The 23,495-nt window shown below is 70.3% G+C and carries 22 protein-coding genes and 4 pseudogenes; 19 read left to right on the top strand and 7 right to left on the bottom strand.

The annotated features are described in order from the left end of the window. The first annotated feature begins 110 nt into the window (after positions 1–110). Positions 111–1,094, top strand: coding sequence for an aldo/keto reductase (locus ACEPPI_RS30615; protein ID WP_373918517.1), 984 nt, complete (start codon positions 111–113; stop codon positions 1,092–1,094). Between the two features lie 262 nt (positions 1,095–1,356). Further along, positions 1,357–1,866: a hypothetical protein gene (locus ACEPPI_RS30610; RefSeq protein WP_030226769.1), complete on the top strand. Its 510-nt coding sequence runs from the start codon at positions 1,357–1,359 to the stop codon at positions 1,864–1,866. A 237-nt stretch (positions 1,867–2,103) separates the two neighbouring features. On the opposite strand, the gene ACEPPI_RS30605 is transcribed toward ACEPPI_RS30610, so the two are convergent. Continuing rightward, positions 2,104–3,012 (bottom strand): alpha/beta fold hydrolase, encoded by a 909-nt coding sequence (locus tag ACEPPI_RS30605; protein ID WP_373918516.1) that lies wholly within the window; start codon positions 3,010–3,012, stop codon positions 2,104–2,106. Between the two features lie 260 nt (positions 3,013–3,272). Here ACEPPI_RS30605 and ACEPPI_RS30600 point away from each other — a divergent pair. From ACEPPI_RS30600 to ACEPPI_RS30565, 8 genes and pseudogenes are all read left to right on the top strand, one after another. Further along, positions 3,273–3,452: pseudogene (locus tag ACEPPI_RS30600) on the top strand (ornithine decarboxylase); the annotation flags it as partial. Between the two features lie 963 nt (positions 3,453–4,415). Next, positions 4,416–4,682: a protealysin inhibitor emfourin gene (locus ACEPPI_RS30595; protein WP_345196788.1), complete on the top strand. Its 267-nt coding sequence runs from the start codon at positions 4,416–4,418 to the stop codon at positions 4,680–4,682. Positions 4,683–5,355: 673 nt separating this feature from the next. Further along, complete coding sequence (locus ACEPPI_RS30590) at positions 5,356–6,447, top strand: mechanosensitive ion channel family protein (RefSeq protein ID WP_373918514.1); 1,092 nt, start codon at positions 5,356–5,358, stop codon at positions 6,445–6,447. Between the two features lie 154 nt (positions 6,448–6,601). Beyond that, positions 6,602–6,973, top strand: coding sequence for a hypothetical protein (locus ACEPPI_RS30585; protein ID WP_373918513.1), 372 nt, complete (start codon positions 6,602–6,604; stop codon positions 6,971–6,973). A gap of 348 nt (positions 6,974–7,321) precedes the next feature. After that, positions 7,322–8,187, top strand: a pseudogene (locus ACEPPI_RS30580) (IS5 family transposase). Then, positions 8,184–8,582, top strand: a complete 399-nt coding sequence (locus tag ACEPPI_RS30575) for a hypothetical protein (protein ID WP_373918512.1) — start codon at positions 8,184–8,186, stop codon at positions 8,580–8,582. The pseudogene ACEPPI_RS30580 and the gene ACEPPI_RS30575 overlap by 4 nt, the downstream one beginning before the upstream one ends. Positions 8,583–9,570: 988 nt before the next feature. After that, on the top strand, positions 9,571–10,134 hold the full coding sequence (locus ACEPPI_RS30570; RefSeq protein WP_373918511.1) for a DNA-binding protein: 564 nt from the start codon (positions 9,571–9,573) through the stop codon (positions 10,132–10,134). Positions 10,135–10,211: 77 nt separating this feature from the next. Then, on the top strand, positions 10,212–11,027 hold the full coding sequence (locus tag ACEPPI_RS30565) for an alpha/beta hydrolase (RefSeq protein ID WP_373918510.1): 816 nt from the start codon (positions 10,212–10,214) through the stop codon (positions 11,025–11,027). Here the strand turns inward: ACEPPI_RS30565 and ACEPPI_RS30560 are convergent. Beyond that, positions 11,024–12,316, bottom strand: a complete 1,293-nt coding sequence (locus tag ACEPPI_RS30560; protein WP_373918509.1) for an XRE family transcriptional regulator — start codon at positions 12,314–12,316, stop codon at positions 11,024–11,026. The two genes, ACEPPI_RS30565 and ACEPPI_RS30560, sit on opposite strands and share 4 nt — an antisense overlap. An 88-nt stretch (positions 12,317–12,404) precedes the next feature. Here ACEPPI_RS30560 and ACEPPI_RS30555 point away from each other — a divergent pair, with 88 nt between their 5' ends. The 5 genes from ACEPPI_RS30555 (at position 12,405) to ACEPPI_RS30535 (ending at position 15,378) form a co-directional block, all read left to right on the top strand. After that, complete coding sequence (locus ACEPPI_RS30555; RefSeq protein ID WP_373918508.1) at positions 12,405–12,932, top strand: class I SAM-dependent methyltransferase; 528 nt, start codon at positions 12,405–12,407, stop codon at positions 12,930–12,932. Beyond that, complete coding sequence (locus tag ACEPPI_RS30550; RefSeq protein WP_373918528.1) at positions 12,845–13,102, top strand: hypothetical protein; 258 nt, start codon at positions 12,845–12,847, stop codon at positions 13,100–13,102. The genes ACEPPI_RS30555 and ACEPPI_RS30550 overlap by 88 nt, the downstream gene beginning before the upstream one ends. After that, a complete protein-coding gene (locus ACEPPI_RS30545) occupies positions 13,099–14,112 on the top strand; it encodes an NAD(P)H-dependent glycerol-3-phosphate dehydrogenase (protein WP_373918507.1) in 1,014 nt (337 codons plus the stop codon). The genes ACEPPI_RS30550 and ACEPPI_RS30545 overlap by 4 nt, the downstream gene beginning before the upstream one ends. A gap of 68 nt (positions 14,113–14,180) precedes the next feature. Further along, complete coding sequence (locus ACEPPI_RS30540; protein ID WP_373918506.1) at positions 14,181–14,537, top strand: hypothetical protein; 357 nt, start codon at positions 14,181–14,183, stop codon at positions 14,535–14,537. Then, entirely contained in the window at positions 14,521–15,378 is an 858-nt protein-coding gene (locus ACEPPI_RS30535) for a hypothetical protein (RefSeq protein WP_373918504.1), read from the top strand. The genes ACEPPI_RS30540 and ACEPPI_RS30535 overlap by 17 nt, the downstream gene beginning before the upstream one ends. A gap of 51 nt (positions 15,379–15,429) precedes the next feature. On the opposite strand, the gene ACEPPI_RS30530 is transcribed toward ACEPPI_RS30535, so the two are convergent. Both ACEPPI_RS30530 and ACEPPI_RS30525 read right to left on the bottom strand, forming a co-directional pair. Beyond that, positions 15,430–15,807, bottom strand: a complete 378-nt coding sequence (locus ACEPPI_RS30530) for a DUF6233 domain-containing protein (protein ID WP_373918503.1) — start codon at positions 15,805–15,807, stop codon at positions 15,430–15,432. Continuing rightward, positions 15,804–16,064: a hypothetical protein gene (locus ACEPPI_RS30525; protein WP_373918502.1), complete on the bottom strand. Its 261-nt coding sequence runs from the start codon at positions 16,062–16,064 to the stop codon at positions 15,804–15,806. The genes ACEPPI_RS30530 and ACEPPI_RS30525 overlap by 4 nt, the downstream gene beginning before the upstream one ends. 103 nt (positions 16,065–16,167) lie before the next feature. Between ACEPPI_RS30525 and ACEPPI_RS30520 the strand changes: the two genes are divergently transcribed. The 3 genes and pseudogenes from ACEPPI_RS30520 to ACEPPI_RS30510 all read left to right on the top strand — a co-directional run. After that, complete coding sequence (locus ACEPPI_RS30520) at positions 16,168–16,911, top strand: hypothetical protein (RefSeq protein ID WP_373918501.1); 744 nt, start codon at positions 16,168–16,170, stop codon at positions 16,909–16,911. Between the two features lie 454 nt (positions 16,912–17,365). Next, positions 17,366–20,422, top strand: coding sequence for a hypothetical protein (locus tag ACEPPI_RS30515; protein ID WP_373918500.1), 3,057 nt, complete (start codon positions 17,366–17,368; stop codon positions 20,420–20,422). Positions 20,423–20,637: 215 nt separating this feature from the next. Continuing rightward, positions 20,638–20,955 (top strand): annotated as a pseudogene (locus ACEPPI_RS30510) (transposase); the annotation flags it as partial. Between the two features lie 9 nt (positions 20,956–20,964). On the opposite strand, the pseudogene ACEPPI_RS30505 reads toward ACEPPI_RS30510, so the two are convergent. Further along, positions 20,965–21,813 (bottom strand): annotated as a pseudogene (locus tag ACEPPI_RS30505) (IS5 family transposase). Between the two features lie 170 nt (positions 21,814–21,983). Between ACEPPI_RS30505 and ACEPPI_RS30500 the strand changes: the two are divergent. After that, a complete protein-coding gene (locus tag ACEPPI_RS30500; protein WP_373918526.1) occupies positions 21,984–22,457 on the top strand; it encodes a GNAT family N-acetyltransferase in 474 nt (157 codons plus the stop codon). Positions 22,458–22,634: 177 nt separating this feature from the next. On the opposite strand, the gene ACEPPI_RS30495 is transcribed toward ACEPPI_RS30500, so the two are convergent. Both ACEPPI_RS30495 and ACEPPI_RS30490 read right to left on the bottom strand, forming a co-directional pair. After that, positions 22,635–22,859: a hypothetical protein gene (locus ACEPPI_RS30495; RefSeq protein ID WP_373918527.1), complete on the bottom strand. Its 225-nt coding sequence runs from the start codon at positions 22,857–22,859 to the stop codon at positions 22,635–22,637. After that, entirely contained in the window at positions 22,754–23,164 is a 411-nt protein-coding gene (locus tag ACEPPI_RS30490; RefSeq protein WP_373918525.1) for a DEAD/DEAH box helicase family protein, read from the bottom strand. The genes ACEPPI_RS30495 and ACEPPI_RS30490 overlap by 106 nt, the downstream gene beginning before the upstream one ends. Positions 23,165–23,495: the final 331 nt, after the last annotated feature.

The raw sequence follows: 23,495 nt of genomic DNA, 5'->3' as shown, positions 1-23,495 counted from the left end.
AAGTAACTATCTGGTTATTGACATAGAGGCCGGGGCTCGTGCATCGTGTAGATAACCAGTTAGTTACTTCCTGGCCGGACCAGTCACTTCCCCCTCAAGGAGAGAACACCATGGAACTGCGCGCACTCGGCTCCCAGGGTCTGCAGGTCGGCGCCGAAGGCCTCGGCTGCATGGGCATGAGCGCCTTCTACGGGGCCACCGACGAAACCGAATCGCTCGCCACCATCGACCGGGCGCTGGAGCTGGGCGTCACCCTGCTGGACACCGCCGAGGGCTACGGCCCCTTCGTCAACGAGCAGCTGGTCGGCAAGGCCATCGCCGGTCGCCGCGACCAGGTGGTCATCGCCACCAAGACCGGCATCGAGATCGACGACGACGGAGCCGTCCGCGGCCACAACGGCCGCCGCTCCTACATCCACCGTGCCGCCGACCGCTCGCTGCGCCACCTGGGCACCGACCACATCGACCTGTACTACCTGCACCGCGTCGATCCGGACGTGCCGATCGAGGAGAGCATCGGCGCCATGGCGGAGCTGGTCACCGCGGGCAAGGTCCGCTACCTCGGCATCAGCGAAGCCGCCGCGGCCACCATCCGGCGCGCGCACGCCGTCCACCCCCTGACGGCCGTGCAGACCGAGTACTCCCTGTTCGAGCGGGGCCTGGAGGACAACGGCGTGCAGGCCACGCTCGACGAGCTCGGCATCGGCCTGGTCGCTTACTCCCCGCTGGGCCGCGGCTTCCTGTCCGGCGCCATCACCAGCCCAGACGACTTCGCCGAGGACGACTTCCGCCGGACGGACCCCCGCTTCCAGGGGGAGAACTTCGCCCGCAACCTCGCGGTCGTCGACGCCGTCCGGCGCCTCGCGGAGGCCAAGAGGGTCACTCCCTCCCAGCTGGCCCTCGCCTGGGTGCTGCGTCGGGGCGCGGTGCCGATCCCGGGGACGAAGCGGCGCGGCTATCTGGAGGAGAACATCGCCGCCACCGGCGTGACGATCACCGATGAGGACATCGCCGCGATCGAAGCCGTCGCCCCCCGCGGCATCGCCTCCGGCGACCGTTACGCCGCGGAGTACATGCACAACCTCAACGGCTGATGGACACCCCGGCCCTGCCGCGCCGTACGGAGGCGCCCTCAGGGACCTGGCCGCCCCGCGCGCCGGGGCGTGCGGCGGGGCCCGCGGGCGGGCAGTGCGGGCATCCGTAGCGGCAGGGAAGGGCCGGGGAGGGGGGCAGGGCCGGACTCCACGGCAGGCGGCCCTCTGGCGCAACGGCGGCCAGGTCGGGCACCATCGCGGTGCCCGACCCGCACGGGCACGGCCCCCACCGCTCGTGTTCACCCAGCAGGAGGCTTCCCACGTGAAGACCCGATCCGTCGTCACCGCACTCCTACTCGTCCTCGGCGCGCTGTTCGTACCGGGCTTCGGAGCATTGGCAGGCACGACGCAGGCGCACGCGGCGACCAAGATCAGCCACGCGACGGCGACCTCGATGTTCCGCCAGGCCGGGATCGCATGGTCCTCGTCGGGCAACTGCTCGGACCGCAACAACCCGACCTGCACGTCCTTCGACCAGCTCAACCTCGCCACGGCCCAGGGCGCCCAGACGCTGAAGAGCGCCACCGGCTGCGCCCTGACCATCACCGGCGGCACCGAGACCGGCCACGCGAGCGGCACGTACTCCCACTGGAACGGCTACAAGCTCGACTACGCGAAGGCCTCGTGTCTCACCAGCTACGTCAAGAACACCTTCTCCTACATCGGCCTGCGCGGCGACGGAGCTCCCATGTGGCAGTCCGGCTCGGGCAACGTCTACGCGGACGAGGGCAACCACTGGGACGTCCTCTACTACAACTGCGGAGGCTGCTGAGCCCGGACGGCAACGGTGGCCGACGGCGCGGGCGTCGGCCACCCCGGCCCCCGGGGCGGATCCACCAAGCCCCGCTCGGGGCCCGGCCCACCCCAGCCGATTCCGTGTCGCCGGCAGCCCGAATCCCCGGGCCCGTCCGGCGCGGCAGCCGTGCGCGTCCACACCGCGTGGCCGAGGCCGACCAGGACCCCCGGTCATGACGAAGCGGTGACGTACTGCGCGCCCGGTGTACGGCCCTCAAGCACCCGTGTCCGGGTCGCACCCCACATCCGTGCGTCGCGGACCCGCGTTCCGGCGAGGCGCGCGGACAGGGCCGTCCGCAGCGGTGTGCGCGATGACCGCGCGGACGATCGTCTCCCAGTCGGCCCGGTCGACCCCGTGGCCCGCACCTTCCAGGGCCAACAGCCCGGCGCCGGGGATCGCTTCGGCGAGCGCCTCGCCGTGCCCGAAGGGAAACATCGGGTCCGCCGTCCCGTGGATCACCAGCGTGGGCACGGAGATCGACGACAAGGGCCGCCGCGGTCGCTCGCCCTCGGGCAGTGAGTCGTGGTTCCGCACCGCGGCGAAGTGGTGTGCACGCTCGACGTCCCGACGGACGAGGTCGCGGACGGCGGTCTCGTCGAACCGGCGCCGGCTTCCCGCGAGCACGCGCGCGTACTCGACCAGGTAATCGATCACCGAGGCGGTGTGCGACCAATCGGCCTCCGCGGACGATACGAAGCGCATGAATTCCCCGGTCGGCGGGGGCAGCTCCCGGTCGCCGGGCACGGCGCGGGATGTGCTGATCAGAACGAGCGAGAGGACCCGGTCGGGGCGGTCGAGTGCGATCAGCTGGGCGAGCGCCCCACCGGCGGAGGCGCCCACCACGTGTGCGGCCGGGATGCCGTAGGCGTCGAGCACACCGACGGCGTCGCCGGCCAGATCCGCGCCGGTGTATCCGGAGCTGCCGCACTCGCGGGTGACCGATCGACCGGTGTCGCGGTGGTCGTAGCGGATCACGAACCGCCCGCCCTCGGCGAGCATCCGGCAGAAGCCCTCCTCCCACCAGAGCATCGAAGCGCCGGTGCCCATGACGAGCAGGACCGGAGGGTCCGACCGGTCTCCGAAGGTCTCGGTGCACAGTTCGACACCATCCATGTCAACCATGCGTTCAGCCATCGTCACCTCGCCTCACCGGGCCATTGTGCATCCGCCCGGCCCCGGGCGAAGGCCGCCCCGGCGCGCCGGGGCGTGGGGACGTCGGCACGCCCCGGCGACGAGTCCTGGCCCACCCACGGCTGGCCGGGCGCCTCCTACACCCGCGAGAAGGCCTACCTGGAGCGCTACCTGGACGGGGCGCCGAGGTGCTTGTCGCGGTGGAACTCGGGAGCGTCCTTGATCTGTTCCTTCCCGGCCATGGGCGGGTGGCGGACGGCCGGATCGCAGCCGGAATGCTGACCCCGTACCCGCCGGGTATCCCGGCAGCCCTGCCCGGCGAGCGCCTCACCAAGGATGTCCTGCGTTACCTGCGAACAGGGGCCGAGGCCGGGATGGTCGTGGCGGACGCGGTCGACACGCAGGTCACGACCGTCCGAGTGCTCCGCTAAGACTGATCACGACGCGGAGGGGCAACGGCGTCGCCCGTCTCACCCCAGCTGCGCTGTCGCTCTGCCACGGTCACACCGGTCGACGTCTCCTGACTGGCCGTCGTATCGGCGCGCGTGAACGCCCTGCTCCATCGGCTTCCCCCGCGCGTCCTGCACGGCGACTTCAGGGCGTACCGTCGGCCGACGCTGCGACCCGATCGTGGTGAACTCGCCGTACGTGCCGACTCCGGGCGTGAAGTTGCCCCGCGGGGGCCGCGGCGGCTTGGGACGCCGGCCGGACGGACGTCTGGTGATCGGCCGGACCTGCGCGACCGCTTCGGCTCTGCCGCATCCCGGCGGTGTTCTGCTGATGGTGGACTCCGGCATGTGCGGGGCCGAGCGACCGTGGACCGGCTGGTCGGGGCAGGGTTGTCCGCGCAGGTCACAGCGAAGGCGTCCGTCCCCTGGGGCCCGGTCCTGCGCTCCCGACCGAGCCGGCTGGAGGTGCAAGCCCGACGGGTGAGGCCGAGAAGCGGGAAGAGCTGGTGGTCCTCCCCGCTCAGAGCCTATGACGACACCCCGGCGTGCCCGGCATCCGAGGTGACGCCCGCCGGCCGAGTGTCCGGGTGGACTCGGCACGCCGGGCGGGATGCCGGACCGACCGGCAGCGCACCGGGTTCGCCCGGCTCGCCGATGCTCTCACCGCCCCCTGACGAGCCCGCGCGCAATCCACCGTCGGAGCGGCCAGGCCCGCCCGGCCGCCGGCCATAGGTCCCGCCCTCGACGCGACCGATCCGGGTACTCGTGATCCGTAGCGTGCCGGACGCCACGGGGGCGACGGCCGTTTTCGGCCGTCTTGAGCCGGCGCCGCGTACAGGAGGCAAGCCCGCGCGTTTCGGGGGAAGGCGAGGGGTGTCGATCTACTCGATGCGCAGCCTTCCCCACCCGTACGGGAGGGGGCGCACTCCTCCAGGAGGTCCCACCATGCTGATCGTCATCACCCGGACCGGCGGGTTCGCCGGCAGGGAGCGCACAGGGTCCGCCGACACGCACTGCCGACCCGACGGGGCCGAGTTGGAGCGCCTGGCCGAACGCGCGCTGAGCGCCGAAGCGCCGCCGGCGGGGCGCCCCGTGGCCGACGGCTTCGTCTACTCCGTCCACATCGACGGCAAGGTGATCGAGTTACGCGATCCCGACCTGACCGATGAACAGCGCCGGTTGATCGAGGCGGTGCTCGGCGAAGGGGCCTGACCCCTGCGCGCCCCCTGCGCGCACTCTCCGACGACGCCCGGTGCGGGGCCGTTTCCCGAAGCGGCCCCGCACCGCCGTGTCCGCCCACCCGCAAGCCCGGTGAGACCGCGGGGGACAGGGAACCGGAACCGGCCCGCATCGACGGGCGGTTCGCGGGCATACGCCCGTCATGGAACCGATTCGGCACATCGAAACGCACTTACCCCTCGCATCCCCCACCGGCGCCCCGCCCGGCCCGGTCTGGCTGCACCTGCTCCTGATCGCGTTCGCGGTCGGCATCCTCATCACGAGCCTCAGGCGACACCACTAGACACATCCGCGCAGGGGCAGTTCTCCGGGCCCTGCGCGATCGCCGATGGGTCGTCGGCCCTGAGGGCGAACCCCGCTCCCGCGGCGGTGAGTACGGACGGCCACCGGCCCCACGGGCCCCGCCGACCCCTCGCAGCGGCGCCGCACGCGGATGGCCCATCCCGCTGCGGGGACACACGGGTGACGTGCGGCCGACTCCTCCCGACCCCTCCCGCAAGCCGCGCCCGTGACCTGGCGGCCGCCGCCCCGACCGCTTCGGCCATCGCACCGCGCGTCGCAGCGAACGCACACACCCACCCCGTGTCGGCCCAGCCCATCGGGGCAGGCGGATGAGGTCCGTGCCGTCTGCATCCACCGAGGAGATATGAACAGCGCCCTTCGCCTGCTGACCGTACTCGGGGGCTCGATCCTGCTCACCGCCGTCGTCGGATGGGTCATCGACGTCCTGCTGCGCCGCGCCGACGCGCGGCACCCCGAAACACCCCTGTGGAACTCCCTGCGCCGCTGCCGCACCGCCCTGCAGATCGTGCTGCTCGCAGCGCTGCTCGGGGCGGCGTACCGGCAGACGGTGTGGAGGCCCCTCCAGGACCACGAGGAGGTCGTGGGCCGCGCCCTGTCCCTGGCCCTGATCGGCGCGGGAGCCTGGCTCATCGTGGGCATGACCTCCGCCACCGTCGAATCCGGCTACGCCCGCTACGCGACCGGCACCCGGGACCCGGCCCGGGTCCGCAGGGTCCGCACCCAGGTGACCCTGATCATGCGGGTCGTGACCGCCGTCGTCGGCGTCGTCGCGGTCGCGGCGATGCTCCTGACCTTCCCCAGCTTCCGTGCGCTCGGCACCTCCATGCTGGCCTCCGCCGGCATCATCGGGATCGTCGCCGGCGTCGCCGCCCAGTCGACGCTGGGCAACCTCTTCGCCGGGTTCCAGATCGCCTTTGGCGACATGGTGCGCATCGGGGACACCGTCGTGGTCGCCAATGAATGGGGAGTGGTCGAGGAGATCACCCTGACGTTCCTCGCGGTGCGGACCTGGGACGAGCGCCGCATCACGATGCCCGTCTCCTACTTCACCACCCGCCCCTTCGAGAACTGGTCGCGCGGCGGCGCGCAGATGACCGGCACGGTGTTCCTCCATTGCGACCACAGCGCCCCCGTGGACCTCATACGCGACAAGGTGCGCGAGATCCTGGACCACTGCCCGCAGTGGGACGGCCGGGGCTGGGACGTCGCCGTCACCGAGACGACGCCCTCCACCATGGTCGTGCGCGCCATCGTCACGGCCAAGGACCCCGACTGCCTGTGGACCGTGCGCTGCGCGGTACGGGAGCAGCTGATCGGCTGGCTCTCGGAGAAGCACCCGCACGCCCTCCCGCGCCTGGTCCTCGAAGGCGCCGGCGACCGGGACCGCTCCGGTGGAGGGACCTCTCCCGGAGCACGCCCCCCGTACGGCGGCTGAGCGGCCCGTGATGCGCGCGGCGGGCACCCGTGTGAGCGTGGAGACACTCGTCGCGCGGCCGGGGGGCACGCTTCCCTACGGATTGTTCCCCGCCCCCGGCGGACCGAACGGCGGTCCGACCCGCACGACCCGGTACGAGAGGAAGAGGACGACCATGGAGAGCCGGGACAGTGACACCCCCGTCGCCGAGGTGGGGGTGACGGTGGCGGGCTGCTCGGAGGCGGACGCACGGGCCGTACTCGCCCTGCTCGAACGCCTCTTCCCCCAGACCCCCGGCACGGACCGCGCCACCGCGGAGGGCCACGGCGCGACCGTCTGGGTCACGACTCTCGACGCGGCCGAGCCGGCGCGGGACCGGCCGGCCGCTGTCACCCTGGCCAACACCGTCGGCCTCACCCTCCAGGGCGGCCCGCGGGCCGTGGAACGCGTACGGGTCGCCCTCGCCGGGCACTTCGCCGTCGAGGACGCGGGGAGCGTATCGGGCGATCAGGAGCAGGAGATCGGACTCCGTCTGCGCTCCGCCTGAGCCGCCGGGCATGGCCGAAACACGACCTGTGTAGGGGCGGCGACGCCGCGCAGGCGCGCCGCATGACCGTTGTGAATGTGCGGAGCTGTGTCAGCAGTTGGGTGTCAGCTGGGGAGTGGCTGGGTGAGGTCTCCGATGCCGTCGATCTGGTCTGGTGTGAGTATCGGTGAGAGTGGCCAGTTGAAGGCTTTGGGGTCTGGCCAGAGTGTGGGGGCGGTTCCTGTCGGGTCGAGTGTTGTGACGAGGTCGGTGTGAGTGGTCGTTAAGTCCGACTTCTCTTCGTTCGTGATCGCTCGATCGTGGTACTGATCGCGGTCCGGGCCGCTCGATGGGCATGTCCATGTTGAGATGCAGGGCGTGATGAGAGAGCCGTATCTCAGCGATTTGTCGGACGGGCAGTGGGCGTTGATCGAGCCGATGATCACGGCCTGGAAACAGGGCCGGGTGGCGCGGTCGGCGACCGGGGATCCCGGGTCCTGTGACCTGAGGGAGGTCGTGAACGCGATCTTCTATCAGAACCGGACGGGGCTGTCAGTGGCGCATGCTGCCGCATGACCTCCCGGCCTGGTCGGCGGTGTTCTACTACTTCAGGTTGTGGCGCGAGGACGGGCTCGACCCAGCGGATTCAGGAACTCCTTCGCTGCCAGGTCAGGGAGAAAGCCCGCCGATTAGAGGACCCGTCCCTCGTGATCATCGACACCCAGTCCGTCCGCGCCGCGGCGGGTGTCCCCAGGACCACGACGGGGCCGGACGCGAACAAGAAGGTCTCGGGACGCAAGCGGGGACTGGCCGTCGACGTGCTGGGGCTGATCATCGGCGTCGTCGTCATGGCTGCTTCGGCGCACGACAACGCCGCCGGCATCGACCTGCTCGACCAGGCCGCCGAGCGGTGCGGGATGCGCCTGGAGAAAGCCCTGGTCGACCAAGGCTTCAAGGAAGCGGTCATCGCTCACGGTGCACTGCTGGACATCGGCGTCGAGGTTGTCCGCCGCAACCCCGCTGACCAGGGCAAAGGGTTCGTCCCGCAACCGAAGCGGTGGGTGGTCGAGCAGACGAACGGCACGCTGATGCTCCACCGGCGTCTGACCCGTGAGTACGACCACCGGCCCGACACCTCCGCCTCGCGCGTCTACTGGGCCTCCACCGCCAACATGGCCCGGCGCCTCACCACGCCCACGCCGGCCTGGCGCGACACCATCGGGCTGGCCGCGTGAACATCACCGAACTCCTGGTGGACCTTCACCTCCGGGAGAACGAGGCCACGGCCCGGGCGGACGAACTCCGCCATCAGATCGCGCACTTCACCGCCACCCTCATCGAGACCGAAGCCCGCCTCGCGGACCTCGCCATCACCCGCAAGATCATCACCGAACTCGCGCCTACCGGCACCGAACCCGATCCGCCCGAGTCGAGCACCGCCTACCAGACCATCGTCGACGCCTTCAACCAGTACCCCGACCAGGCGTTCCGGGCCCGCGAGCTGCACGAACTCCTCGACATGCCCACCGACGAAGCATCCGTCAACATCACCCGCAGCCGCCTCGGACGCCTCACCCGCCAAGGCTTCCTCACCCAACCCGGACGAGGCCGCTACCAGAAACGGACTTAACGACCACTCAGGAGATCATTGACCGCGTCGAGCGATCGACTGATGGTTGACGGCATCCGCACCGTCAGGCCAGCAACGCCAAGGGCCGACAGAATCGCGTTTTCGGACTGACGTCCTTCAGTTGGGTGCCGCAGCCAGCGCATTGGCTCGGGTAGTCGTCGACGTTGAGGCTCAGGAACGCGTTGAGCCGGCGGGCCCAGGTCCTCCAAGGTCTCCGGGGTTCGTCCTCGGCTCGCTCGGCATCGGCCATGGGTAGTTGGGGAGGGCGCGGTAGTAGCACTCCTCCTCGATCGCGGACCACTTCCGGACCTGGCCAGGGGGATCCCATGGTGTCCCGTCTCAGTTGATCTTGCCGGTCAGCGGTCGGAGAGGGCTGACCTGCGGCGGTGCTCGGCCTGCTTGCAGCGTCCTGAGCAGAAGCGAGCGTCAGAACGGCGCTCCAGTCCCGCCAGCCAGGTGACCCCGCAGACTGGGCACTCTCTTGTCTGCATCCGGGAGGAGGCATCGCGGAGTGTGCGGTCGTTCTGCTGGCGTCTGGCTTTGTTCATGACCGCTGTCATGCCCCAAAACGAAGGGCGATGCGACGGCCACCCGAGGACCCGACCCTGGCCGCGCACGCCGGAACCCGGCTCAGGCCGCCCAGCGACACCCGGTCCGCCGGCCATCCCCCGTGCGCACCCCGGTGGTCCCCCGCACCGAGCCGCTCCCAGTGGGGGAGCGCGACGGCAGACCGGGGGCCAGGCCCTGGCCGCGTACGCAGCAGCGGGACCGGGCCTCCGGGCGACACCCGGTCCGCTGGCCGGCTCCCGGTGCGCACCGCCGAGGTCCCTCCGCTCAAGCCCGTCGTGGCACCGACCGCCCTACCCGTACCGGAAGACGAGCGTCTTCATCAGCCCCGAGCCACCAACGCCTGCCGGTCCGGCGTACGGCACGCTGGACCGGCCCCACCGAAAGAGAGCCACGGATGATCCCCCAGGGACGCAGCACCATGACCGAGGAAGACATCGCCACCGCGAGCGGCCTGCCCGTGTACACCTGGCGGCGCCGCCACGGCGCCGACTTCCGCGCCCGCGTCCCCGTCCTCAACCCGCGTGAGAGGCTGCGCCTCTACGACGCCGCTCAGGCCACCGCCCACATCAAGCGCGTACCCATCCCCGCGAGCCCGGCCGATGACGTGCTCCACCCCGACGACCTCCTCAGCGACAAGGAAGCCGGAGCCGCTCTCGGCATCGACGCCACCACCGTCCGCGCGTACGCCACCACCGGCTACCTCCCCGCAGGCACCGAGCGCCACGGCCGAACGTGGTGGACACCCCGCAGCATCACCGCCCGCCGCGACTCCCCGGACCAGCGTCACCACGACCCCGGCCGACAGCCCGGCGATCCCGGCAACCGCTCCCCGCGCCACCGGCACGACCCTCGCGTCACGGAGGTCTCCGCCCTTCTCCTCCTGGAACAGGTGACCACCGCCGAGATCGCCGAGCGCTACCAGGTCGGCCAGCGCACGGCGCAGAGGCTGCTCGCCGCAGCCCGAACCGTCTCCGAGGACTAAGCAGCGGCTCGATCGCGGGCAACCGCGGATCCTTCGGCGCCCTCGTCCCCGGTGAGCGTGTTCTCTACGATCTGTCCATGACCTCTGAGTTGGACGTCGCGTTCGGATCGTTGGACGGCACTGCGCTAAAGGGGACGGTGACGGCGCCGGAACGGATGACGGCTGGTGCGGCCGTCCTCGTGCACGGTGCCGGGGTGACCCGGCAGGAAGGCGGGTTCTTCACCCGGCTCGCCGCCGGGCTCGCCCGTGAAGGCATCCGGTGCCTGCGGTTCGACTTGCGCGCGCACGGCGCGAGCGATGGCCGGGCCGAGGAGGTGACGATCGCGGGAGTTGCCAACGACATCCGGGCCGCGAGTGATCACCTGCGTGCTGAGGCCGGTGTGGACCGGCCGGTGCATGTGATCGCGGCCTCGTTCTCGGGAGGGGCCGCCGCGCTGCACGCGGCGTACCGGCCGCAGGACGTCGACCGTCTGGTGCTGCTCAATCCGCGTCTGGACTACCGGGATCGGTACGTCACCAGCCGCCCGTACTTCGACGCCGACTACATCACCGCGTCCGCCGCCCGGGACCTGGACGAGCGCGGCTACACGGAGAAGTCCCCCTGGGAGCTGGGCCGGGCTCTTCACAACGAGGTGTTCTACCTCGACCCGGATGTCTATCTGCGCCAGGTGCGGGCGCCGGCCTTGCTGGTGCACGGAACGAAGGACACGTTCGTGCCGGTGGACTCCTCCCGCCGCTACCTCCCGGTGTTCGGGGGGCCGGCCGAGCTGATGGAGCTGGACGGAGCGCAGCACGGCTTCGCCGTGCACGAGGACCCGCAGTACGCGGACCCGCAGACCCAGGTGTGGCAGGCCGCCGTGATCGAGAAGGTCTGCGGCTTCCTCGCCGGTTAGACCGGCAAGGCGGTCAAGGCCCGGCGCAGCTCACGCACGGCGGGCCGTCGTGCGTACGGGCGGAGCTCACCCGCGGTGCGCCGTAGTTCGCCGAGCGCCTGGCCGAAGCCGGGGACCGCGGCGAGCTGGAGTGCGGACAGTCCCGTGGCGGCGGCGTCATCAGGCTGTCCGGCGGCAGCCAGGGCCCCGGCGAGATGGGCGGTGAAGAAGGCCCGGTCGCGCGTGGCGAACGCGCCCTCGGCCAAGTGCTGGCGGAGCAGGGTGACCGCTTGCTGGGGCTGTCCGGCTTCGCGGTGGCAGATCGCGCTCTGGGCCATCAGCCGGTTCTCGCTGTATCCGGCGCACAGCGGGCCCGTGCAGGTCGCCGGCTCGGCGGGGGCCGCGGCGGCGAGGGCATCGTGGGCCTGGCCGAGGGTGCGGGCGACGGACCGGGGCGGGGCGCCGGTGAGCGCGAGAGCGCGGGCCTCTTGCTGGAGGGCTTCGGCGCGGGCGCGCGGGGGCAGTCTCCAGGGGCCTTGGGCGGCGGCGTGGGCGAGGTCGAGCATGCGGGCCGCATCGCCGCGATGGGCGGCCTGGGCTTTGCGGAGCAGCACGTAGGCGTGCATCGGGCCGTCGCCCGTGATGCTGGCCCACTCGATGGCCCGGTCGTGGAAGTGCAGGGTGACCTGGGGCGGGGCTCCGGCGTCGCGGTGGAGGAACGCGGTGAACTCGGCCGCGCGGGCGCCGACCATGAGCAGCTCGCGGCGGACGGACGAGCGGGTGTCCCGGGCGAGTTCGTCGATGACGGCGAGAAGCTCCAGCGCGGTGGGCAGCGCCTGGCGCGGTCCGGTGCGTCCGTCGCTGCGCGCGGCTTCGTCCAGCGCGGACCGCAGATGGCCGACCAGGGCGTGGTCGCTGTAGCGGCGGGCGTTCGCGAGGGCGGCGGCGAGCCGGCCCTGGCCGGTGGGGTTGAGGAGCGGAGCCGCGCCCACGACGAAGCCACCGAGGAAGGAACGTCGGCGCATGGACTCCTCCTCCTGGTCGACGAGGTCTTTCCCCGCAGTGGGAGGAATGAAGCCGAGCTCGGCGAGCGGCACCCCGAACATCGACTCCAGGACGCGCCGGGTCATCTTCCGCTTGGGCCAGCCGGGGTCAGCCGACTCCCACCGGCGGACCTGGCGCACGGTGATGGTCGCGGGTTCGCCGAGCAGCGCTGAGTGGGTCTCGTACGCGTCGGCGACATCGCTCTGGCTGTGCCAGCCCAAGCGCCGACGAGCATCGGCGAACTTGCTGTTTCCCGGTCGGGACATGGCTACCCCCGGTCGCGGACCTTGCGGAGAGCGGTGGCCGTGAGACCGCGGCCACCCAGAGTGAGGACTCTGACGTTACTCCCGTCAAATGTCCTGTGATACGTCCTCGTTGCTTCCCGCAGGCGAACTTACGGTCCTCAGTACGGCCCACCCACTCCCGTGCGACAGCCACCCCAAGGACCACGCCATGAGTCGTCCCGCCTCCCCGCCGCATGCGCCGGGCACCATCCGCAGGAATCCCGGTCTCTGGGACCTGAACATGGTCGCGGCACACGGCCCGGTCACCGCCGCGGAGCAGCTGTTCGTCGCCGAGCACATGGTCACCGAGCGAGCCGGCCGTACGGCGGTCGAAGTCGGCTGCGGGACCGGACGCTTCGCGCACTGGCTCCACCACGCGCACGGCTACCACGTGACCGGACTCGATCTCTCGCCCCACAACCTGGGCCTTGCCCGGCTCCGTGGGCAGGGGACCGGCCTGTCGCATGCGGCCCATGACGCCGAGACGGCGAGCGCCCCGCCGAGCCCGCGATGTGGGAACGGCTCTACCGGTTGTGGATCGCCCACGCCGACGACCTGCGGCGCGAGCTCGGCGATATCCAGACCCAGCGCATGCTGAGCGAAGCCAACCAGGTACTCCCCAGGCTGGAAGGGCGCCGTGCCGTCCTGCTGACCTTGCGGCGCCGAGCAGACGCCGCCCCCGCGGCGGTGGGCGCGGCCGATACGATGCTCGGGCCCGGCCGCCACTTCGGCGGCGGGCCCGCGTCCATTGAAGGGACCCCGCAGTGACCCAGTACCGCTCTGCCCGCGCGGCGGTGCTCTCGGCCGGGTCCTGGGGTACCGCCGTCGCCAAGATCATGGCCGACGCCGGCACGCGGGTCGTCGTGCACGCCCGCCGCAGCGAGATCGCCGACGCGATCAACACCAGCCACCGAAACCCGGGCTACTTCCCGGACGTTGAGCTGCCCGCCGCCGTGACGGCGACGACCGACCCGGTCGCCGCGCTGGCCGGCGCGGACTTCCTCGTGCTGTCCATCCCCGCGCAGTCCCTGCGGGCCAACCTCGCCGCGTGGGCGCCGCACATCACGGCCGACACCCTGATCGTGTCGCTGATGAAGGGCATCGAAGCGGACAGCGGACTGCGCGCGAGCCAGGTCATCACCGAGGTGACCGGCATCAGCGCGGACCGGGTAGCGGTGCTGTCGGGCCCGAACCTCGCAGCGGAGATCATGGCGGGCCAGCCCGCCGCCGCCACGATCGCCTGCCCCGACGAAGATGCCGCACACCGCTTCCAAGCCGCCTGCCACACCCCGTACTTCCGGCCCTACACCAGCACCGATGTGATCGGCTGCGAACTGGGCGGCGCGGTGAAGAACGTCATCGCGCTGGCGGTCGGCATCGCCTCGGGCATGGGCCTGGGCGACAACCCGGCGGCCATGCTCATCACCCGTGGTCTGGCCGAGGCCACCCGCCTGGCCACGGCCATGGGCGCGGACCCGGCCACCCTCGCCGGTCTGGCCGGCGTGGGCGACCTGGTGGCCACCTGCTCCTCGCCGCTCTCCCGCAACCGCACCTTCGGCACCCACCTTGGCCACGGCCTGACCGTGGCCGAGGCGACCGCGGCGACCCGCACGACCACCGAGGGCGTCAAGTCCGCCGAAGCGATCCTCGCCTTGGCCCGCGCCCACGATGTCGAAATGCCGATCACCGAAGTGATCTCTGCCCTGCTGAACGACAAGGTCACCCTCGACCAGGCCGCGGCCGCGCTGATGCAGCGGCCCCCCAAGCCCGAACGCTGACCCCAGCAGCCCCGCCACCGCGGGCTGCTCACCAACACCTTCGCCCTCCCGACACGGAGGTCTCACCCATGCACGGAACCGTGCTGTCCGCTGCCCAGATCGCCGCCACCGTCGCCCTCGTGGCGTGGATGATCTCGGGATTCACCCGCCTGCCCGGCCGCTGGCTGCGCTGGAAGATGTTCTGCCGGGGCAACTTCATCATCGTCACCCTCACCGGTACCAAGGACGGCCGCACCGAACCGGTCAGCGCCTACAGCTACCTGACCCCCGGCTCCTTCCTCCTCGGCCCGCCCCAGCTCGTGGCGATCGTCAACCATCTCGTCCGCAGCGGCCGGTACGACCGGATCGACGGGCACGGCCGCCTCCTGTCCGAACGGGGCGAGCAGCGCGTGGAGGTGAGGGACAGCCGTGTCGTGGTTCTTTGACGCTCTCGCCTCTGGCTTCCAGCACCCCACCGACCCCGGACGCCTCCAGCAGTTCCGCATCGTCTTCGGCACCGTCCTCGGCCTGCGGTTCGCCCTGTCCATCGGCCAGGGCGGCTGGAACCGACTCGTCCCCGGCTCCCTGAGCCTCCACCTGACCGAGCGGCGCTTCGGCCCCACCCGGACCCGGCTCCTCGCCAGCGCCTACCGGCCCATGCTGATCATCCGCACAGCCGCCGCCCTCACCCTGGCTGCCGGTCTCGCACCGAGGGCCTCACTCCTGCTGGTCCTGGCCGGAGCCGCCATGGAAATGCTCTACCTCAAGAGCCCCAACTCGATCCACTACACCCTGCTGACCGGAGCCGGCCTCCTAGCCGCTGGAGACCTCGGCCACGGCCTGCACATCGGACACGCCCCCAGCACCGCCAACACCTGGGCGCAGTGCCTCCTCGTCCTGATCACCACCGACATCTACTGGAACTCCGCCTGGCAGAAGACGCGCTCGCGGCAGTTCCGCAGCGGCCTCTACCTAGCCCAATGGATCCACACCTACGCCCAGGTCAAAGACCAGCTGCCCTACCGGCACGAGCACGCAATCCCCGGCTTCGTCCGCCGCCACATGGGCAACCTCACCAACCGCGATATCCGCATCTGGCGGCTGCTGGCAACCACCGTCATCGCAGCGGAAATCGCGCTACCCGCCGCGCTGCTCTTCCCGAGGACGACGCCGTACGCCGCCGCCGCGGGCGTCGCGATGCATATCGCCTTCACCTGCCTCAAGCCCCGGCAGCTCGTCACCTTCTCCGGCCTCACCACCGGCACCTACTTCGCCTTCACAGCCTGAGAACCACGAACGTACCCGCCACCCTGTCCGCCTCAGACCTCGAACCGGGGATCAGCCGGTCATGCCGAGCGCGTTCTCGGGACTGCAGAACGGACACGGCTCCACACCTTCAGTGATCAGCCTCCGGGCCTCGTCACGGCTGATCGCCTTCCCGTAGTCGTCGAAGGTGCAGCTGCCGACGTGCACGTTCAGCGGCTTCGGGCCGTGGGCTGACCGCATCGACGTCACCTTCCACTCCGGCCGGGCCACCACCACGGCCGGCGGGGGAGGGCGGTGGGAAGTGGGGTGCCGCGGTCCGGGCCGAGGGGAAGCTGCGGCGGCCAGCTGCGCCTCCAGATCGCGGATGGCCTGATCGGCCTGCCGCTGCTGCCAGCCGAGCCAGGCCCGCACCGCACGCCACTGCTGCAGACGGACCTCCAACTCGCTCACGACGACCGCGCACCGAGGACCGGCTCCCGCACCGCGTCCAGGCCGGCCTCCGCCGCCTGCTGCAGCTCCACCCGGCCCGCGGTACTCCGTCCACGCTGCTCCCAGTACGGGTGGGCGCTGATCAGACAGGAGAGACGGATCAGCTCGCGCCGCAGGACGGCGGTGTCGAGGGCGGGCTGGAGGGCGAGGCGCCGATAGATCCGGATCTGGTCTTGCTTGAGGGCGACGAGGCCGTCGGGGAAGTGGAAGTGCGGCATCTACTCATTGAACCAGTTGTTCGAATGTTTGTGCGAGTGGGGTTTGTGGTCCTGTGTGCCGAACTGCCCCCGCCCGTGTTCGTGAAGCGGGACACTGACGGTCATGTGGATGGGGTTCGACAAGAAGGAAGCCAAGGCCACGGCGGTGGGCGCGATCCCGTGGCTCGCGCCCACGGGCAAGCTCACCGTGGAGGCGCTGCGCAAGCTGGACCGGCCGCTGCTCGCGTGGGCGCCGGAGGGGGAGGAGTACCGGTTCGACTCGGCCGCCTACTACTCCGAGTACGCCGACGAACCGGGCGGGCTGTCCCCGCTGGAGAAGAAGGTCGCGGCCCTGCCTCTGCGGCCGGAGTGGACGATGGAGCGGATCTGGACTCCCGACGAGGACTCCAGCGAGGAACACCACACCGCGTACCACAAGGCCAGCGTGACGATCGGAGGCCGTCTCCTGCACCCCCGGGATCTGGACTCCTACGCCGCCTTCGCGTATGAGTACGCCGGACTCGACGACGAAGACGCGGACGACGACCCCGAGCTGGACGAGGACGACCTGGGCCAGCCCCGCGTCACCGGCGATCTGGAGGCGGCTCTCGCCTGGGCGGCCGCCGGCGTCTGCGTCCTGCAGCAGTCCCTGCCCTACCCCTTCCGCGACGTCCTGCGCTACGCCGACACCGACAACCGCCCAGCCCACCGGGTTCTCTGCGCGTACGCGCAGCTCCTGCGGATCAAGGACCCGGGCAAGGCCGCGCCCTGGTTCACCGCGCTGGTCTACCTCAACCCGACCGACAACCTCGGCGCACGCTTCTGCGCCCCGGGCGGTCCTTCCGACCGATTCCCTGAACCCGTCTAACTGATCGTTTCAGAAAGAGATTCGGGGCTTCCGAAGGGCAGGTACTGCCGCCCCGACCGAGCGGGAGCCGGTGGCCGCGCGGGTCTCCGTTCCGGACGGCAAGGCGTTGTGGCGTGCGTCCACTTGTGGCCCTGTGCGTTCTGGATGGCGCCCGGCCACATGCCATCCGGCCTCGCCGGATGCAGGCGCTGCGGTTCGAGGCCGGCGGGCTTGTGGTGCTCGGGGCGGAAGCCAGCCCCAGGGCCCGTGGGCGCACGGCTTCCTGGGGCGGGCGCTGCGGGCGGGCCTCCGCAGCCGGGCGCTATTTCCGGCCAAATTCGACAAAGTCTGACGCTTTTGCGTTCAGGATGTGAAGCTTTCGAGCGATTCGGAAGGCGTCATATGCCGATGGCCAGGCGCTCCCGGTCCTGGTGGCCTTGACGGCCTCTCCACCTTCTTCGCAGACGGGACCGTGATGACCACCCCGAGCACCGGAACACCTGCCACCACACCAGCGAAGACCCCGGCCGGCACCACGGCCCCGGCGGGCACCTCGCCCCCGTTCGAAGTGGACAAGGCGATGCTCGACGGTCCGACGCCCAAGGACCTGCTTCCCACCACCGGCAGCTACCCGGTGGAGATCGTCCGGTACCGATCGGTGGTACTCACCGACATCCCCGGGGCGAAGCCGGCGCGCAAGCTGACCGGCGCCATCGACCTCGGCGAGGAGAACTTACCGTTCTACGACCGCCCGGCCGAGGGCATGATCGTCACGACGGAGCAGAGCTGGTCGGCGCAGGGTGTCACGCTCGGCAGACTGCTGCACAGCCTCGCGCTCGCGCCCGGCGAGAGCACCAAGGTCGCGGTCGTCGACTGGCAGCGCACCACCAAGGCCACGGGCTCCGAGACGGCGTCCGAGGCCGAGAGCCTGTCCGCCGCCACGGACCAGAACCGGTCGATCAGCGAGGTCGCGAACGCCATAGCCCGCGAGGAGCAGTTCGGCACCTCCCAGGCGTCTCAGAGGAGCAATTCCTCCAGCTCCGGCGGCAGCGCCGGTATCGCGTTCTTCGGCGCGGGGATCGGCGGCAACTGGAGCGAGTCGTCGAACACGGGCTTCACGACCGCGGTGTCCCGCTCGACCGGCGTGAAGTCGGTCGCGGAGGAAGCGACGCAGCGCATCAGCGCGCGGACCCAGCAGCTGGCGACCGCGGCCCGCAGCCGGAACATGACGGTCGTGCGCGAGACGACGCAGCTGGAGAAGGAGCAGGTCCTCACCCGGGTCGTCACCAACTACAACCACATGCACGCAATGTCCGTGCAGTACTACGAGGTCGTCCAGGTCTACAACGTGGTGACCAAGCCGACCAAGCTCGAACGCTGCCTGTTCATCCCGCTACAGGAACTCAACTTCAACTACACCAGTCTCCAGCGGTACAAGGAGGTCCTCGCGTCGGTCGCGCCGGCCGACTGGGCCGCGAAGATCCGGGCCGCGAACCCCTTCGACACCACCGTACGCAAGCTCGACGCGTGCACGGCATCGGAGGCGCCGTCGGTCGTCCAGGAATTCGAGGGGGTGGATCTGGCCGATGTCGCCGCTTCGGCCATGGGCGTGTACGGGGTGCGCAAGTACGACGGCAGCCCGGTCCGCTTCGATCCGGTGAGCCGGCAGTGGAACCCGCTGCCCACTACCGGACTGGACGGAGACCTGGCCCGCATCGCCCCCGGCAAGGACACCGTCTGGGGGCTCAGAACCGACAACATGCTCGTGCACTTCGACGGGACCACCTGGCGAAGCCACCCGCAGAGCTGGCGGGGCCTGGCCCTCGCATGCGGCCCGGACGGCACGCTCTACATCGTCGGCGGGGACAACTCACTCGGGCAGCGCACCCCGGACGGCGCCATCCACAACCTGAACGTCAGGGCCGACGACGTCGCCGTCGTCGGTAGGGACAAGGTCTGGTACTGCCGGGAGGGGCGGACCTTCGAGCGCACCGGCACCACCTGGACGGAGCGGACCCCGGCGCCGAATGTGAAGCGCCTGTCCGCTGGCCCGGACGGCGTGCTCTGGGGCGTCACCACCGACGGCAAGTCCGTCGTGGTGGAGGCCGGTGCCACGACCTGGACTGCTGGCAAGTACTTTTCCGCATTCTCCGGGATAGTGGATGTCGTCTCCTCCGTCGGCGGGGAGTACTGGGCGCTGGTGAATACCGGGCGCCTGCTCCGGCTGCTCACCGCTCCACGGGAGGCGCCGGTTCCCTTCGACGTCCCCTCGAAGGCCGACTCTCCCTACGCGTCCAAGATCGACGTCTGGTACGACGAGTTCGGGATCCGCAGCCTCCAGGTGGTCTTCCCGGGCCACACTTTCCGCTGCGGCGACACCGGCGGCTCGGGCATACAGCAGCGTGCGTCCCACACCTTCGCGGGCGCCGACAAGCTGCTCTCCGTCGACGCCTGGTCCGGCACGGCCGCCCGCGGCAGCCTCGCCGGGCTGCGCCTGACGATGACCTCGGGGGTGGTCAACTTCGGGATCGCCGCGACCACCAGCGTCGCGGCCGACCTGACCGAGGATGCCGGCGGCGCGGCGATCTGCGGGCTGTTCGGCGCGACGGTGAAGTCCGGCACCCGCACCTACCTCGCCTCGCTCGGGTTCTACGTGCGCGGCGGGAATGTGCCGCAGACGGTCCTGGACCACCTGAACGACAACCGCCGCCACTACAGCCAGGCCGTGTGGGCCAACGCCGACGAGCTGACGCTCAGCCGCATCCTCGCCAACTACTCCTATACCCCGGCGGGCTCGAACGCCGCGCCGGTCCTGCTCGGCACGCTGCTGGACCCCAAGCCGATCGCCGCCACCGGCAACTACCTCGGCTTCCGGTGGAACTTCAACAGCGAGCAGGAACGGGAGGCGTGGACCAAGTCCCGCCAACCGGCCGACAACACGTTCGGGGCGCAGGTCACCAATACCATCGCCATCGCCACCAAGGGCGTCTTCGCCGAGGCCGTACTCGGCCGGGCCAACTCGGCCGAGAAGATCGACCTCACCCGATTCTGGAACTGGAAGGACTCGCCCATCCAGATCACCCCCTCAGACATCGCGCCGGTGTCCATGGGAGGGCGGGCGAAGGACCTCGACACCACGGCGGCCGGCATGGGCGCCTCCCAGGCGAAGTTCACGCCGCTCGCGGCGATGCCCGACCCGGTCGGCCTGCAAACCGTGCAGGCCATCGCCACCGCGAACCTCTTCCGCGACATGAGCGGCCTCAACACCATGAGCCAGGTCCTCACCAAGGGCATCGAAGCCGCCGCCGGCAACGACAAGGCCGCCGGCGAACGCGCCCAGGAAGCCATGAAGACCGCCACCGAACACCTGCAGAAAATGGCCCAGATCGCAGTCGACGCCGCCGCCAAGGCGGCACCCCTCGTGACCGGAGGCGTCGGCGGCGCCGGCAACCTCAGCGCCCTCGGCGGCATGCTGAACCAGGGCGGCAAGGCCGCCTCGGACAGCAAGGCCGCTCCGGACGCCAAGCCCTAGCGTCTAACGGCTGGCCCGGGCCACCGCCCGGGCCAGCCCCGCCCCGCCTGAACAGCAACACCCATCACGTGGGTGCGCCGGAGATCCACGGCTCACACGTCCTCTACCAGGTTCCATCCCGAAGGAGTCGAACTGCGGGCCTTGCGCTCGGCGATCTTGGTCAGCAGGGTGGCCGGGTGCGTACCGATCTTATTGCGGACCACCTGTGAGAGTGGGTGGCTCCGCTACTGCCACCCACTCCCACGCGACGCCACCGCCATCCCGGGCGACCTCGTGTACCGGACAGGGCGGCTCTCGCCGCCATCATGTACGTGCTGCGGACCGGCGTTGCCTGGCGCGACGTCCCCGCCCAGACCGTGGGCTGCTCCGGAGTCACGGCCTGGCGCCGGCTTCGGGACTGGACCGAGGCCGGAGTCTGGCCGCGCCTGCATGCCGCCCTGCTGACCGAACTGCGTCGCGCGGGCTCCCTGAACCTGGACGACTGCGCCGTGGACGGCTCGCATGTCCGGGCTCTCAGAGGGCGTCGAGCAGGGGCTGGAGGTTCATGCGGCCACCGTCTGCGGCCCGCGCCAGGTGGGAGTGTTCGCGCTGGTGAGCCGTCGGGCCATGACCTGGGTCATCGCCCAGTAGACGCGGGAGGTGGACGAGGCCGGGCGGTGCTCGTAGTCGCGGACCAGGCGTCGGTGCAGTATGAGGATCCCGTAAGTCTGTTCGACCCTCCACCGCTTCGGCTGCGGGACGAACCCCCTCTCATGCGGGTTGCGTTCGACGATCTCCACGTCGATGCCGAGCGCGGTGCCGTGGGCGACCACGGCCGTCTTGAAGCCCTGGTCGACCAGGGCTTTGCGGACGGTGCCGCCGGTGTGCTCGGCGACCTGGTCCAGCAGGGCGATGCCGGCTGCGTTGTCGTGGGTGTTCGCGGCCAGGACGATGACGGCGATGACCAGGCCCAGCACGTCCACGGCCAGTCCCCGTTTGCGGCCCGGCACCCTCTTCGCCGGGTCCCGGCCGGTCGTGGAGGTGGGGACCCCGGCGGCCGCGTGGACACTCTGGGTGTCCAGGACCACCAGGGTCGGGTCCTCTAATCGGCGGGCTCGTTCACGGACCTGGCAGCGCAGGAGTTCGTGGATGACCTGGTCGGTCCCGTCGTCGCGCCAGGCGGCGAAGTAGTAGTACGTCGTGCTCTTCTGCGGCAGGTCGTGCGGGAGGTAGGCTCAATGGCAGCCGGTCCGGCCCTGGTAGAGGATCGCGTTGACGATCTCCCGCATCGCGTAGGTGCCCTGGTGGCCGCTGACCGAGCGGTGCCGGTCCTTCCACGCGGTGATCACCGGCTCGATCAGAGCCCACTGCTCGTCCGATAAGTCGCTCGGGTACGGCTTGCGTTCGCTCACATCATCACACCAGCAGACGATCGGCCGCGGGCCGATGGATTCCGCCCCTCACCCACACCATCAGGCGACGACAGACTCACTCAAAAGCTCACGACCGCCCTCTGAGAGTGGTGCCCATGGTCCACCGAATTGAAGCGCCCAGTCCCGACGATGCTGCATCCGTGGGCCGCATGCAGCTCACGGCCTGGCTCCAGACCTACCCCAACGAAGACGCTGGCATTGATGAGACGTGGATCCGCGAGCAGCGAGGGTCTGCTGTCACCAGCGAGGGCATTGCGCAGTGGCGAGAGTTCATTGACGAGGTCGCATGCCACCCTGACCAGCTTTTCTGCCGTGTCGTCCGATCCGGGGCTGAGATCACCGGTGTCCTCTGTGGCCGCCGCGACGAATTGGTGATCCTCGGACCGATGTATCTGCTGAACGAAGCCCAGGGCCAGGGCATTGGCGGTCAGCTGATGGGTGAGTTCTTCCTATGGGCGGACGGTGCTCCCATGCACCTGTGGGTGACCGAGTACAACGGGAGAGCGATCCGGTTCTACGAGCACCAGGGGTTCCGGCTCACGGGTGAGCGTGAGCTGTGGCGAGACAGGTTGCCCAACGTGCGTATGGCGCGCGGTCTCGTGCAGCATCCTTGCATCGCATGAGACGCGCAGGGTGATCGACCACAAAATTTGTGCCAGAGCCGTTTCCGGTTCTGGCACAGATCTTGGGGAGCAGTCGCGGTGAGTTACCTGGCGCTCGATTGTGAGGGCGGGGTTATGTGAAACTGCGTATGCCGTGGTGTCCCGCTGGACTTAACGTTTGTCAAGTTCCCGGTCGTCTCAGCTGTAGACGGTGATGGTGCTGGACATGCTGAGCGGCGTTTTATTCCGGGAGTCGCTTTCACAAGGATCTGGCCGTTCCTCGCTGTAGAGCCGGACCGGTGTGACGACTGGGTTGGTCAGCTCGGCGACGACGACCTGATAGTGCGCCAGGAGCCCTCGGGTGATGGCGTCGGTGAGGGACAGCTCGTACACGACGGGCCCGAACACGCGGGGGTCGTCCATGGAGCAGGCCGTCTCCTTTGGGAGCCGGTCCCACCGCGACCGCGGCAGGTACGTCCGGCCCTCGGCCTCGGCCTTCCGCCGCAGTTGCTCCGTCTCCCGGCGCCGCTCTCCTTGAGCTCCCGCTCCAGCCGCTCCTGTTCCCGGGTTCTGGGCGGGCGTTCGGCCCAGGTCCTCGGGGTGGCCGTCATGTAGAGCCGGCGCCGGGCGGGGATGACTTCCTGGCGGTGGACGTCGGCCCAGGCCTTGCCCGCCGACCCGCTGGTGCGGTGTGCCTCGTCGACGACGACCAGGTCGAAGGGCTCCATGGGCAGGCCGTACTCCCCGCGGTGGGCTTCGGCGATGACGGGCAGGGAGGCGTAGGTGGCGTAGACGGTGACCGGGCCCCGGCCGTGCCACAGGGCGAGCTGTGGTGCCGACGTCGTCGTGCGCACCTGGAGTCTGTAGAGCTGGGTGTTGTCCTCCAGCGAGCAGACCGCGACCGCGGGCCCGGTGTGGCCGGCTGTCCGCCACTCCCGGGCGGTCTGTGTGCGATCTCTCGGTTTAGGGACAGTGGTGTGAGAGACAGTGGCCTCTTGGGGTGTTGGTGCTGGTCAAGGCTTGCTCTGAGATCGGGTGTCACTGTCTTTGATGTGAGAG

The sequence above is a fragment of the Streptomyces sp. AB3(2024) genome (assembly GCF_041862025.1).
In the GTDB taxonomy this organism is placed as follows: Bacteria; Actinomycetota; Actinomycetes; order Streptomycetales; family Streptomycetaceae; genus Streptomyces.
This window is presented reverse-complemented; position numbering and strand designations above follow the sequence as displayed.